Source organism: Opitutaceae bacterium, assembly GCA_041395105.1.
Lineage (GTDB): Bacteria > Verrucomicrobiota > Verrucomicrobiia > Opitutales > Opitutaceae > B12-G4.
Window position 1 is genome coordinate 845,446 of record JAWLBB010000002.1, and the last position, 14,601, is coordinate 860,046.

General features: G+C 62.2%; 6 protein-coding genes. 2 read left to right on the forward strand and 4 right to left on the reverse strand.

The genetic code is table 11. The features are described 5' to 3' along the window. Positions 1-107: 107 nt before the first annotated feature. From R3F07_10435 to R3F07_10445, 3 genes are all read right to left on the reverse strand, one after another. On the reverse strand, positions 108-590 hold the full coding sequence (locus R3F07_10435; GenBank protein MEZ5276785.1) for a type II toxin-antitoxin system VapC family toxin: 483 nt from the start codon (positions 588-590) through the stop codon (positions 108-110). Continuing rightward, a complete protein-coding gene (locus R3F07_10440) occupies positions 587-856 on the reverse strand; it encodes a hypothetical protein (protein MEZ5276786.1) in 270 nt (89 codons plus the stop codon). The genes R3F07_10435 and R3F07_10440 overlap by 4 nt, the downstream gene beginning before the upstream one ends. A gap of 387 nt (positions 857-1,243) precedes the next feature. Continuing rightward, positions 1,244-1,543 (reverse strand): hypothetical protein, encoded by a 300-nt coding sequence (locus R3F07_10445; GenBank protein MEZ5276787.1) that lies wholly within the window; start codon positions 1,541-1,543, stop codon positions 1,244-1,246. A gap of 378 nt (positions 1,544-1,921) precedes the next feature. Here R3F07_10445 and R3F07_10450 point away from each other — a divergent pair, with 378 nt between their 5' ends. Together R3F07_10450 and R3F07_10455 are read left to right on the forward strand one after the other, a co-directional pair. After that, a complete protein-coding gene (locus R3F07_10450; GenBank protein MEZ5276788.1) occupies positions 1,922-3,547 on the forward strand; it encodes a heparinase II/III family protein in 1,626 nt (541 codons plus the stop codon). Between the two features lie 187 nt (positions 3,548-3,734). Further along, positions 3,735-11,585: a S8 family serine peptidase gene (locus tag R3F07_10455; GenBank protein ID MEZ5276789.1), complete on the forward strand. Its 7,851-nt coding sequence runs from the start codon at positions 3,735-3,737 to the stop codon at positions 11,583-11,585. Between the two features lie 221 nt (positions 11,586-11,806). On the opposite strand, the gene R3F07_10460 is transcribed toward R3F07_10455, so the two are convergent. Then, positions 11,807-14,251, reverse strand: coding sequence for a glycosyl transferase (locus R3F07_10460; GenBank protein MEZ5276790.1), 2,445 nt, complete (start codon positions 14,249-14,251; stop codon positions 11,807-11,809). Between the last annotated feature and the right edge of the window lie 350 nt (positions 14,252-14,601).

Consider the following 14,601-nt stretch of genomic DNA (forward strand, 5'->3'; position numbering starts at 1 on the left):
TGATATCGATCTTTCGCTCGAGTCGATCAAGGACCCGGGAGCATTTCCGATGGTCTATGAGCCAGTGCCAAACTACCCTAAGTCCGACGGAGAAAGCAGGTAACGTCTTACCTTCTGGGTCCGCGTCGATGCGCTCGTGGCTTCGATGCTTTCGGCAGCGGCTTCTCGATCGGATTGCTCCAGCGCAGGCCGGCGAAACGGGCGAAGTCGCCATCGCAGCTGCAGAGGTCGGCTTGGTGTTCAATGGCGAGGGCGGCGAGATAGGCATCCGTCGTCAGGTTTCCGGCAGTCCCCAGCTTCCGAAGCCCATCGAGGAAGACTTGCGGAAAGCGCCGGCCGGGTTCCAGAAGGACGACGCAGGGTTGCGCCAGCCAGGAATCCACCTGGTCGACTGCGGCGTCGACAGTCATGGGACTAACGAGAACGCGCGGGTGGGTCATCAGGCGGATGAAGCCGCTGATGGTGACCCAGGAGAGGCCGACCGGGGCAGGCTGGTTCAGTCGATCCTCCCACCACCGCCGTGCCCGATCATGAAACGGAACCTCAGAATTGTGGGCGTAAACCAGCAGGTTGACGTCGGGGACAATCACTTTCGCGAGGCCCGCTTCATACGACCGAGGGCTGAGCCCGCTTCCAGTTCATCGACCAGCTGATTCAGCTTTCCAGAATCGACACCCGGCTGAAACGGGGACGCATGCGGCTTGACCCGGTAGGGGGTGTGCGGCTCCTCGACGACCAGGCCGAGCCCGACCCGCAGGCGTTCGTTCACCACCTCTTTGAAGGAACGCCGGCCTGAAGCCGTTTCCTGCCGGAGCCGTTCGGCCACATCCGGATCGAGGGTCAGGGTCGTCCTCATGACAGACATCAAACATCAGAGTTTGATGATGTCAAGGCATCATGGATTGGTTGGGCGGGACGAGACGGCTGGGGTTGCCCGACCGCGACAGAGCGCGGCCGCTACACGGGAGAATGGCTGTTGAGTCAATGGGTGCCGGATGCTTCGACGGACGAGCGGGCCGCTCGTCCCTACCCCGGATGCACTGGGGACGTACAGCCTGACACCAACCTGATTCCTGATTCCTCACTCGCGCCGGTCCTGGTTTCAAAGGGGTCAAGACGGGATAAGTGCATGAAGCATGCACCTATCAACGTCATGACCCCTTGGCCGTACCTGGATTCGCTGTCCCTAAAGCCCGACAGCCTGACCTCCTGATACCTAAGCGACCTACGGGAGCGTCAGTCCCTACCCTTTCCGGCCCTTGAAAAGGGCGGCGCCGAGGCTTCCGGCGATCAGGCCGCCGATGGCCGCGATGGTGGCGGATGAAGCCAACTGCATGACAAAGGTGAGCGACGTCAGTGTCTGATCGACCGACTGCTCCATCGCTTCGGCCATCTGCTCGGCCGCCTCCTCGCCGAGGAGTTCGCCGAACTGCAGCATGACGTTCTTCATCGTCTCCGCCCCGAGCTGGTGATCGAAGGTGATCCAGATCAGATCGATGATCAGGATGGTCACGATTCCACCGAGAAGCGTGGTCAAGTGCATGGGCAAAGGGTCAGCCCTTACTTTTTGCCGTCAAAGACCATGCAACGCGCATAACCGCTCTTCCACCGGGCAGCGGCGGTGACATTCTTTCAGATTCTCGAGGCGGAGCCTCACTCCGCAGGTTCCGGTTTGAGTTCGGACGCGGAATGCCCTACCTATCCGCCCATCATGCGATCCTTCGCCAAGGCCCTCCCCCTCTCCGTCATCGTCTTTTCATCCATCATGAATGCTGCCGATATCTAGGATCCTCTCGAAAATCTGAATCCGAACCACCCCAGACTCTTCCTGCAGGATACCGACTGGGCCGAGCTGAAGTCAGGGATCGAGGCCTCGCGAGCCCGGCTGGACTGCCTTCGCCAACCCGTTCTGGAATTCGCCATGGATTGCCTCGAGAAGGAACCGCTCGAACGGGAACTCGAAGGGCGGCGTCTGCTCGGGGTCAGCCGTGAAGCCATCAAGCGGATAGCCTGCCTCGCCATGGCCTACCGGTTGACCGCCGACGCCCGCTTCCTTCATCGAGCGATCATCGAACTGGACGCCGTCAGTGCCTTCGAAGACTGGAATCCCTCGCACTTTCTCGATGTGGCCGAAATGGCGACCGCGGTGGGTATCGGCTACGACTGGCTCCACGACGCTCTCAATGACGACCAGCGCACCCGCTACCGCGAAGCCATCCTGAGCAAGGCTCTGACCGTCGGCCTCGACACCGAGGCCCCAGGCAATTGGTGGATCAAGGGAACGAACAATTGGAACCAGGTCTGCCACGGAGGACTGACGCTGGCCGCCCTGGCCATTGCCGGCGAAGGCGGCGGCGACATTCCCAGCCGGATCGTCCGCCAGGCTCTCGAGAATATCGGCATCGGCATGCAGGTCTACGAACCCGAGGGCGCCTACCCCGAGGGTCCCGGCTATTGGGATTACGGGACGACTTACAACGTGATCTTCCTCGATGTTCTCCAATCCGCCCTCGGCTCCGACTTCGGAGTCACCGCGAGTTTCCCCGGCTTCCTCAAGACCGCCCGGTATCGCGCTCAACTGAATACACCGGCCGGCCTGAGTTACAATTTCTCCGACAACGGCGAGTCACGGAGAGCCTCGCCGACCCTTTTCTGGTTCGGTGACAGCGAAGTGAGCCGGCTCGAATATGACTTCCTCGCAGAACGCGCGGCCCGGGGCCTGGGTGAATCAGATCGTTTCCTTCCTCTCGACCTGATCTGGCTGAGCCGTTCTTCGCTGACAGATGTTACCGACGACCCTCTTCCGCTTTCCTCTATCTGGGGCGGCAAGAACCCGGTCGCCGTCTTCCGCACCTCCTGGTCCGACCCGAACGCTGCGTTTCTCGGCTTCAAAGGGGGCGCGGCCCGGATCAGCCACGGACAGATGGATGCGGGAAGCTTCATCTACGAAGTCAATGGGATCCGCTGGGCCGTCGATCTGGGGGCCAAATCTTATCACCACTTCGAGAGTCAGGGCATTCAGCTCTGGGATATGAACCAGGACGGCGAACGCTGGACCCTGATGACCTGGAACACCCTGGGGCACAGTCTCCTGCGCTTTCCGGGTTTCAACCCCGACGTCGATGGCCGGTGCGACTGGTCGGAACCGGCTGCCCATTCCTCCACCCGCGAGGCCACGGCGGATCTGACCGCCTTATATCCACAATTTTATGACACCTACCAACGCATGACCAGGCTGGAGCCGGATGGATCGGCCGTGATTGAAGATCGGATTGAAAGCCTGAGCGCACCGGTCCCTCCGCAATGGAACCTGCTGACCCGGGCGCAGATCGAGCCGACCGCAAACGGCGCCCTTCTCCGCCAGGATGGAAGGACTCTGCGCGTTGAGGCCGAAGCCGGATATCCCCTGAACGTCCATTGGGAGTCAGCGGAAAACCCGCCGCGACCCGAAGAACCGACCAACCCAGGTCTGAACCGCCTGACCATCGAACCGCAGACAACCAAGGGCGACCTGATCCTCATCGTACGATTGACCCCGCAGGAGTGAACGCGGGGAAAGGGGTCGGCCCGGCCGAAGAAGTACTTCGCGAAGTGCGGCCGAAAAGGGAGGACGCACCACCCCTTCTGCAGGCCATGGCGCAGGCGCCATAAGACGCTCTAATCTAGTGGGTTCGGCGAGACCGATCTTGTAGGTTGAGGAACTTCCGCCATGCTCGGTTGCGACATTCAAAGAGATGCACGCGGCAACCAAATGGGTTGGGTTGGGCTTGACCGTCGTCGTAACGGCGGTCGTTTTTCTCCGTATCTCGTCACCGGGAGATGAGCCGTCACCCCGGCGGGCGGAGGTCTTCGAGGGTTCTCCATCCCCGCAGGTTCCGGCATCCTCCGGACCGGTGGCCGACCCGAAGCCGGCAATCGCGTCCCTCGTTTCCCTATCGGGAAGTCCGTCCGTCCTCCTCGACCGTTCCGTCCGCCGCGATGCCAACGGCTACGCGATTGGAGCGGTGGAAATAAGCCGAACTCCGGACCTTCCCTGGCCCGTCCGTTCCGAGACGAGCTATCCGCCGTGCGGATCGTCTGATTCAACCGAGGCACGATCCATCCGGATGGTGGCGGATCAATTCCTCGTCGGCCTCGCACCGGAGGCCGATCCGGCCGAAGCCATCACTGAACTGAGGAACTTAGGGATCGACGCCCGGGTCGCCACTTCCGGCAGCACTTTCCTCGTCGCCCGGATCGGGGACTTCGAGCATGAGGACTCGCTTCCGCTATCAATTGAAGCCGCCCGGCGGGTCCTCGGTGAACGGGCGACTGCGATTGAGCCGGACTATCTGGTGACAACCCATCTCATCACTCCGAACGACCCCTCCTTCGGCCAGCAGTGGGCGCTCGCGTCCGGAGGGACCAATGCCGGCATTCAGGCTCCTGCCGGTTGGACCATCGATCACAATGCCGGCGAAGTGGTCGTCGCGGTCATCGACTCCGGCATCCGCGTGACCCACCGCGACCTGCGCGAGAACCTCTGGACCAATCCGCGGGAGGTTCCGGGCAACGGGATCGATGACGACAACAACGGCTACGTTGACGATATCCACGGCATCAATACCATATCCGGCGACGGAGATCCATCGGACCTGGAGGGACATGGCACCCACGTGGCCGGAATCATTGGCGCCCGGGGCAACAACGGCATCGGGATCAGCGGAGTGGCCTGGGAGATCGATCTGATGGCGTTGCGATTCATCGGCGCCAACGGCGAAGGAGCCACCTCCGATGCGGTCGAAGCGATCGACTATGCCATCAACAACGGCGCCCATGTCATCAACGCATCCTGGGGCGGCCCGGGACGCAGCGGTATCCTTGAGGCGGCGATCCGCCGGGCGGGATCCGCCGGGATCATCTTCGTGACTTCAGCCGGCAACAGCGGGCGTGACATCGACGTCTCCCCGGAGTTTCCCGCCGGTTTCGACCTGCCGTCCCTCGTGGCCGTGGCCTCCGTCATCCAGAACGGTCAGCTGTCCTCCTTCAGCAACTTCGGCTACCAGCGGGTCGCCCTCGCCGCGCCCGGTTCCGACATCCTCTCCTGCCTGGCCGAATCCGACGATGCCTATGGCTATGCGAGCGGAACCTCGATGGCCGCACCCCACGTTGCCGGGATCGCCGCCCTGCTCCGGAGCACATTCGGTCCGGAATCCGCCGAGGACCTGATCGACCGGCTCTACCGGACGTCCCGAGCCGTTTCGTTCCTCGCCTCGAAGGTCACCGGGGGCGGCGTGGTGGACCTGGCACGGTCATTAAGCGATTCCTCATCCGCCCCGATCAACGACAACTTCGAAGACGCCGTCGCCGCAACCGGATCCACTTTCCGCTATTTCGGAACAACCAGTTTCGCGACCGGCCAGGCGGGCGAAGCCAATCCCTTCAGCCAATCCAGGATCCGGTCGGTCTGGTTTCAGCTGACGGTGCCGGACACCACTAAGGTTCGCCTGCGGTCCTCCTCGACCCAGTTTGAGTCGGGGGTAACCATCTATCGAGGCAACGCCTTGGCGAACCTCGCCACCGTCACCTCGGGATCCGGGTCCGAGGTCGATCTCTCATTCGAGGCAATTGGCGGATTGCCTTATCGCATTCGCATTGAACCGATAAATGACCGCCAGGGCCTCTACCAATTGGATGTCTCCATTCCCGCCGCCAACGATGCCTTCGCCCGCGCGGCTCTCCTGACGGGCGATTCCTTCAACGTCTCGGCTGACAATCGTCTGGCCACCCGGGAAACCGCCGAGCCATCCCACGCCGGCCTCGCCCCGAACCGCTCACTCTGGTGGAGTTGGACAGCGCCGCGCTCCGGATACTTCGTGGTCTCGACCTTCGGCAGCGACCACGATACCACCCTCGCGGTCTACCAGGGCGATTCCCTGTCCGGGCTCTCCCTCGTCGCGGCAAACGACAACTCAGCCGAGGGGGTCGTCTTCAGCTCCGTCGCCTTCAATCCGGTCGCCGGCCAGACCTACCGGATCGTCGCGGATTCAACCTCACCCGCCGGCGGCATGGTCAGGATCCAGGGCACGTTCGATACCGGCGTGCGTTTTGTGGTTCAACCCGAGGACAGCTACTCCACCGAAGGAGCGACGGCCGTCTTCAACGCAAGAGCCGAAGGCCGCCCCCCCATCCTCTACCAATGGCTCAAGGACGGTGACCCCATCGCCGGAGCCACCGGAACCCAATTGAAACTGTCCTCGATCACGAGTTCCGACCTTGGCGGCTACCGGCTACAGGCGACCGGGCCCGAAGCCCAGGCATTCAGCCGGGAGGCCCGCCTCTATTTCGGCGGGCACCCTCCCCGCATTGAAACCCCGCCCGTGGCGGGATCCTATTTCGTCGGCGAGAGCATCCGCCTGAGCGTGCGGGTCCGGGGTGTTGGCCCAATCTCCCTTCAGTGGCTGTTGAACGGCCAGCCGATCACAGGTGAAACCGGTGACTCGCTGATCCGAACCTCGGCTCAACCCTCAAATTCCGGTCTCTATTCCCTGAAAGCCTCCAACGCCTTCGGGTCCGTGGAGTCGGACCGCGTTCGGATAACGGTGACGGCGCCGACCCCTGAAGGTTGGCATTTCCGCTTCCCCTCGTCCACTCCGGGTATTTCCATGGTCTCCTGGCTGAACAACCGCTTCTTCGCCTACGGATCGCTGGGAACGGTCTACTCGTCGACCGACGGAGAGACTTGGCAGCGCCATCCCTATCTCAACAAGGACGATCGAATTGAGGAAATCATCTACGGAAACAACCGCTACCTCGTTCGCGATTCCTTCGGAAGACTCAGGGTGGTCGGCGAAGACCTTGACTTCTCGGCTGCTCCCATGGCCAACGGTGACTTCTCGGCCGCCCGCATCGTTTTTGACTCCGGTCTCTTCGTTGCCGCCACCCTGGGGGGGATGAAGACCTCCCTGGACGGGTTGGCGTGGACCGAACGTGCCGCCCCGTTCAGTCGGCTGCCCGACTATCTCGCCCGGTTGAACGACCGTTTTGTCGCCATCTGGTTCGACAGCACCCGTGGAGGCCGTGCAACCATCGCCTATTCCCTCGACGGCATCAACTGGACCGACCCGACGGCCGTGAATACCGATTATTACGAAACCGCCGCCGTTGTTGATGGCGCGCTCCACCTCATCCGTTCCTGGGATTCCTCAATTCGGACAACGGACGGGATCAACTGGGAACCGGGGCCCGTCCTCGTCGGGGATATGAACAGGATCTTCATCCATCAGGGCCGGCTCTATGCCCTGGAGGTCTGGTCGGTTGGCACCGGCGCCCCCTTTTTCGAGATTGGTCCGGCCAGGACCCGGGAAGCCGCCCGCACCATCGCTTCAGACATCACCTCGGTCGCCTTCGGCAATGATCGGTTTGTCGTGGTCAACCGCAACGGCGACCTGCACATGCTTCAACCGGAACCGGGGATCCCGACCCCCTCCGCTCCCCTCCCGGGCCCCACCTACTACGCCAGCGCCCCACCCAGGCTATCGTTTGTCAATGGACGGTTTTATGTGATGGGTTCCGACTCCGCCGCTTCCGATGACGGTGCCCATTGGGAGATCCACGACTATACGCAGGGGCTCTACATGGCTCCGGGCCGCCCGGCCGAGATCGAGGCCATCGAATACGGCAACGGTGTCTACACAACCGGCGCACTGAGCGGGCCTTCCCCAGACTATCTGGAACCCGGCTTGAACGACAACCCATGGGTCCCGAGCGCCATTGTCTTCGGGGACGGCATCTTTGCCGGCATCGCCTACAACAGCGTCATCACTTCGACTAACGGCCGCGACTGGACCGATCACTCCTTCAGCCCCCCTTACGGCTTCGAGGATATCGCGTTCGGCGGCGGCCGATTCGTGGCCGTCGGCGGCAACATCATCGCCACGTCCAGCGGTCCGGACGCCTGGACCCAGATTGAGATTCCTTACAACCCGACCGACCAGCACACCACCATGACCGGAGTTGCCTATGGTCTCGGCGAGTTTGTGGTGACCACCACCAACGGAGTCCTCTATCGGTCCCGGGACGGACTGAACTGGACGCGGTTTGTCCACGGCTTCCCGGGAGACTCCGGCAATTCCAACGACCTGCCCTCACTTGCCGACATTACCTTCGGCGATGGGGTGTTCATGGTGGTCGGACACAGGTGGATCTTCCGGTCGGGCAACCTCGACCAATGGACGCGCTCGCCCGCGCCGGTCAGTTCCCTGGACACGGTCGCTTACGGAAACGGCACTTTCGTCGCGGCGACCTCCGGTATCTTCCTCCAACTTGGCCAGCAACCGAATGCCGTGCCCCTCGTCGCCTTCGAAGAGCCCACGGCCGAACTCACCGTCGCCCGCAACGCAATCCAGCACCTCAGGATCCGGGCCTCCGATCCCGAGGGGCGGCTGATCGGAATCCGGCTTCTGGCAAACGGATCCGAGATTGCCTCCTCGAGCACCGGACTTCTCGAACTGGACTGGACTCCGCCGACTTCCGGTACCTTTGGCCTCCTTGCCGAAGCGCGGGACGCGGACGGCATGACGTCAACCGACGCCATCGGGATTCGGGTTCGAGAACCCAACCTTCAGCCGGTCTCTTACCGTACCCGACCGAGAAATGCGATCGACGCGGTTCTGTTCAAGGATCAGTACTTCGTCCTGGATACGCAGGGAAACCTCTGGCGAAGTTCGAACCTCGAGGACTGGTCCGTCGTCTTCTTCCCGGATGTTCCCGGAGCCCGGCGCGAGTTGGTGGCCAATGAGGATGTCCTGCTGATCCGGAGCAGCCCCGATCTGGCCCTGACCCGCGATGGACTGAGCTTCGTCGAGGTCGGAACCCCTTACGCCGGCCGCAGCATTGATCACCTCAGCACCGACGGAGCCGACGGCTTCCTGATGGAGAACGAGGGTATCTTCACTTCCTTCGACGGCGTCGAATGGCTTCCGGTCGGAATCAGCAACTACGGGGTGGATCTGATGGCCATGAACAAGGGATCGATCATCACCGCCGAATCGCGATGGGAATCCGCCACCCTGAGAAGACCCGACGGTGGCAAGGAAGCCTTGCCTCCACCCGCCGAGAGCGAGTGGTTCCGAAGCCTCTTCGCCCACGGGGGCCACTTCTATCTGAAGGGAGACACCTGGGTGGCCCGGTCAATCGATGGTCATGACTGGAAGGTCTGGCAACTCGGCCAGGTCGACTATTCTCACCCCACCGGAGCCTTCACCGACGGCAAAGCGATCGTCCTCTACGGCGGTTCCGCTGATCCGCTCGTCACCACCGACCAGATACACTGGCAGACGATTGCCGTCAAAGGCCTCTCCTCCATCGTCCGTTTCAACGGTTCCTACTACGGAACCACCTGGCAGACCGTTTATCGATCCGACGACCTCGTCCACTGGGACGTCGTCCACCGACTGCCCGAACACGGCGGCACCGTTTCCAGTTCGAAGCTCGTGACCGGCCCGGCCGGCATGCTGGTCTGCCCGGCGGATGGAGTCGGCCTCGGCTATACCCGCGACGGCTCCGTCTGGGTACAGGAGGAAAACCTGTTGCCGTGGGACTATACGGCCAATCTGGTCAACCTCGCGCAGGGCAATGGAGTCTGGGTGGCGTCGACCTACAACTTCGGAGTGAAAACCGGGGCCACCCTGAGCCGGCTCGAACCGTCAGGGACCGATCTCAAAAGGGCCTTCTTCGACGGGACCCGCTTTGTCGCCACGTCCATCTCGGACAACAATGCCGTCTATTTCTCACCCGACGGCCGGGTCTGGCAGAAGCAGGCAGTGGTGGTCCCGCCGAAGGCCAATCTCGAAACCCTGTTCTACCTGAAGGACTCGAACCGGTATGTCGTGGCGGTCAATGCCGACCTCTTCGCCACCACCGCCGACTTTGTCACCTGGACCACCGGGGAATTCCGCGACCGGTTCTCCGGGAATTTCTACGAACTCAACGGCCACGTCATCTCCAATTTCGATGGTGGCTTCCGCCACACCACCGATGGAGTCAATTGGCACCGGGTCGCCCTCAAGGATCAATACGGCTGGCTCTATTGGGCCAACGGGACCTATCTACTTGCCATCGGATATGACCGCGTCGCCGTATCCACCGACCTCCAGGACTGGACGGTCCATCCCCTTCCCGGGAGCCTGCCGTCCCTCCAGTATATGCGGATCATTCCGACCGCCGACGGGTTCTTCGCCGACGACCAGAGCTACAGTGACATCAGTCGCAGCTTCTTCTCTCCTGACGGGATCCATTGGCAACCGGCCACCCTCCCGGGCCGCTACCGCTATACGACCCCGGTTCTTGTGAACGGCACCTGGTACTATCTTGACAACGACGTTCTCGCCCTGGTCGAGACCGACCTGGAACTCGCCGGCGTTTCCGCCCCGGCGGATACCTTCGGCGCAGATGACCCGATCGACCTTCAGATTGAGATCCGCAACGCGTCGGATGAGCCCATCAACGTTCCGGAGGGACTACCCGTAGCGGCATTTCTTGCCGAGGACCGCATCTGGAGCCCGCGCACGGATACCGGGCTGGGAACCGTCCAGACCGGACCGATCGCAATTGACGCCGGTAAGTCCGAGATCCAAACGATCCGATTCATCATCCCGGCCGACGTGCCTCCCGGTCTCCACGGTGTGGCCGTCTGGCTCGACGCAGGCAATCACATCCCCGAACAGAACGAGTTCAACAACTACGCATGGAGTGATAAAGCGGAGATCGACATACCCGAGCGCCGATTGACCACCTCGTCCGACGGTGGGGGCACGATTGACATCCTGCCCTTCCGCCAGCGCTACGCGAACAAGGCGCGCGTCACCCTCGTGCCGATCGAGTCACCCGGGTTTGCCTTCTCCGGATGGGAAGGCGTAACGGAGAGCCATCTCGATACCGCCACAATCCGCATGAATACCGACCGTGAAGTCACCGCCCACTTCGCCCGGGCCCTGACTCTGCGAACCGAGGTCTTGGGTGCCGGAGTGGTCGAGGTCCATCCGGACGAAGGCGTATTTCCGCCCGGAGCCGCCATCAGGCTGAGTGCCCGATCCGAGCCGAATTGGGCCTTCCGCGGATGGTCCGGCGATCAGTCGGGTCCCGAGGCGGATCTCGGCTTCACCATCGAACACGACACGCGGGTCGTCGCCCGCTTTCACCAGTCCGCGGCGGCCTGGAAAAGTCGGATATTCACCGCCGAACAACAGCACGATCCGGCCATCAGCAGCGACCTGGCCGACCCCGACAACGACGGCTCGGTCAATCAGGCGGAGTTTCTCTTCGGAACCGATCCGCTCGACCCGGCCTCGGTGCCGTGGGTCGGGATGATCCCTAATGACCGAGGTACCATTGTCAGGTTTCCTGTGCGCGCCCTGATCGACCTCGAGCCGATCGGCATCGAGATATCCCGCGATATGCAGACTTGGGTGCCACTCGATGTCAGCCTCTCCCCAATCCTGATGGAACCCGGAGCCGGGACGGACCTGGTTGAGATCGAAATCCAGGACGACGTCGCACCTCCACCGTTCTTTATTCGATTCGTCCTCAATCCGGTCGCGGACTGAGACAGCGATTCGGATCATGAACGACGATCCGACCCTGACCGTCAGGTAGAAACCGGCCACCAACTGAGCGCTGGTCTCGTGGCTCCGTCGCGTGTCGAACCGCAGATCACAACCGGCCACCGACTGAGCGACCCGTAGGAGAGGCTTTACGCCTCGATCAACCGTCGGATCGAGGCGTAAAGCCTCTCCTACCGATCGATTCTTCGGGGTGGTGGATCGGGTCAGCCGGCTTCCAGCACGGCTTTCACCTCGACCTGGGTGCCGGCGGCGGCCAACGGGATGGTGTTACCCGCAATCCGCTTGCCATCGACCATGACTGACTTGATCCCTCGGCAGAGACCCGAGGGATTCTCCACCGTGATCCGGTAAGTCGCGCCGCGATACCGGCGCTGGGCGGTGAACCCAGGCCAGGTCGAGGGGATGCAGGGATCGATCTGCAGGCCGTCATAGCCGGGTCTGATTCCCAGGATACCCTGGGACACGGTGAGAAAGGTCCAGGCTGCCGTTCCGGTCAGCCACGCATTCTTGGCCTCCCCCGGCGTTCCGGAATCCGGCCCCGCGATCATCTGTGAGTACACGTAGGGCTCTCCCCGATACTGATCGATCCGGCTTTCCTGGGCGGAGGGACAGGTCCGCAGGTAATAATCAAAGGCCCGGTCGCCATCCCCGATCTTCATCAGGGCAAGCTGGATCCAGGGATTGTTGTGACAGAAGACACCGGCGTTCTCCTTGTAGCCGGGCGGGTAGCTGGAGACCTCGCCCAGCTCGACGTGGTATTCGCCGTAGGGCGGCTGCTGGAGGACAATCCCGTAGGGGGTGGCAAGGTGTTTCTCGACGCTGTCGAGCGCCTGGCGGGCCCGGCCGTTGTCCATCCCCGCGCCTCCGAGAATGCACCAGCCCTGGCTCTCGATGTAAATCTTTCCCTCGTCGCACAAAGCCGACCCGACCGGGTTGCCGGCCGCATCGTAGGCCCGCCGGTACCATTCGCCGTCCCAGCCGTGCTTTTCCACCACCTCGAGCATCGCTTCACGGGAGAGGTTGTGCCGCGCGGCATCTTCCGCTCGCCCGAGCCAGACATAGAGATCCGTCAACTCGCGCGCCGCAAAGAGGAAGAGGCCCGCGATCATGACCGATTCCGCCTTGGATCCGGCCACGTCGCCGGCCGTCTGGAACGACTCGTTGGGCTCGGTCGAAAAACAGTTGAGGTTGAGGCAATCGTTCCAGTCGGCATGACCGATGAGCGGTAGCCCGTGGGGGCCGCGCTCCCGCAGAGTATAGGCCATGCTCAACTCGAGATGGTCCTCGAGGGTGGCGGGGGAATCCGGTTCATCCGCATAGCCGACCCGTTCGCTGAGGATGGAGCGGTCGCCGGTTTCCTTGATATAGGCACAAGTACTGAGGATGAGCCAGAGATGGTCGTCCATGAAGTCGGCCCCGACTTCGGCATTTCCTTTCTTGGTCAAGGGTTGATACTGGTGAAAGCAGGAGCCGTCGCTGTTCTGGGTGCCCGCGATGTCGAGGATCCGCTGCCGCGCCCGGTCCGGGATGAGGTGAACGAAGCCGAGCAGGTCCTGGTTGCTGTCGCGGTAGCCCATGCCGCGCCCGATGCCCGTCTCATAGAGGCTGGCGGAGCGGGAAAGATTGAAGGTGGCCATGCACTGGTACTGATTCCAGATATTGGCCATCCGGCCGGCATGGGGGTCCGGACAATCGACCTGGAAATTGTCCAGCAGCTCCGACCAGCGGCCACCGAGGGCGGCAAAGGCCCGATCGATCGCGGCGGGATCCCGGTACTCGGCGATGAGGGCGCGGCCCTTGACCTTGTTCAGCACCCGCGGACTCTCGAACTTCGGTTCATTCCCCTGATCGACGTAGGCAAGCAGAAAGGCGAAGGTCTTTTCCGCTCCCGGCTCAAGATGCAGGTCGATCTGGTGTGAGCCGATCGGATTCCAGCCGTGAGCGATGCTGTTGGTGCATTGGCCGACACAGGGCACCTGCGGATCATGAAGACCATTATGAACACCGACAAAGGCGCCCCGTGACGTGTCAAATCCCGACACCGGGTGCGTGCAGGCAAAAAGGGTGTAATGATTGCGGCGCTCGCGGTATTCGGTCTTGTGGTAGATGGCGCCGTCTTCGACTTCCACCTCACCGATCGAATAAGTGCGCTGGAGATTGGTCATATCGTTGAGCGCTTCGTAGAGACAGAACTCGACAAAGGAGAAGAGGCGCACGTCACGGGTGTTGCGCTCGTGGTTTCGGACCGTCGTCTTCCAAATCTCGACGTTCTCACCCGGGGGAACAAAGAAAAGCATCTCCACCTCGAGGCCGTTGAGCGCGCCGATGATCCGGGTATAGCCGAGCCCGTGGCGGCACTCATAGCGCTCCAGCATGGCACGGACCGGTTTCCAGGTCGGGCTCCAGATCCGGTCACGGGTCCGGACGTAAAGGTAGCGGCCCCCGAGATCCATCGGGACATTGTTGTAGCGGTAGCGGGTCAACCGCCGCAGACGCGCATCCCGCCAGAATGTGTAGCCTCCTCCCGTGTTCGTGCAGAGTCCAAAGAACTCATCCTGCCCGAGATAATTCAGCCAGGGCAGCGGGGTATCGGGTCGGGAAATGACGTATTCCCGGTTGGCGTCGTCGAAATGACCGTAGGGATTCATGGATGGTGACCAGCGTGACCAGAATTCCACCCCAATGCGATCCGCCATCCGTTCTATCGCTACAGCAGACGGCGGAGCCGCGGTGGACGGTGCGGCGATGCCGCCGGTGGACAGTGGACGGAAGAATCACGGGTTTGCGCTTCGCCGGACGGCCCGGCGGTCCATCCCTACCGGATGGAGGGGCAGCGTTGCTCCATTTCGAAGCTCAAATCATGTAGCCGCCCCCGGTCTCTTGGGGCGCATCGACGTGGATTCGCGGCAAGAGACTGCCGCGGCTACAACACAGAACCGAAATCCTGCTGTCCCCCGACCCTGGTATCAAGGGGTCAAAACGGGATGGATTGCGCTGG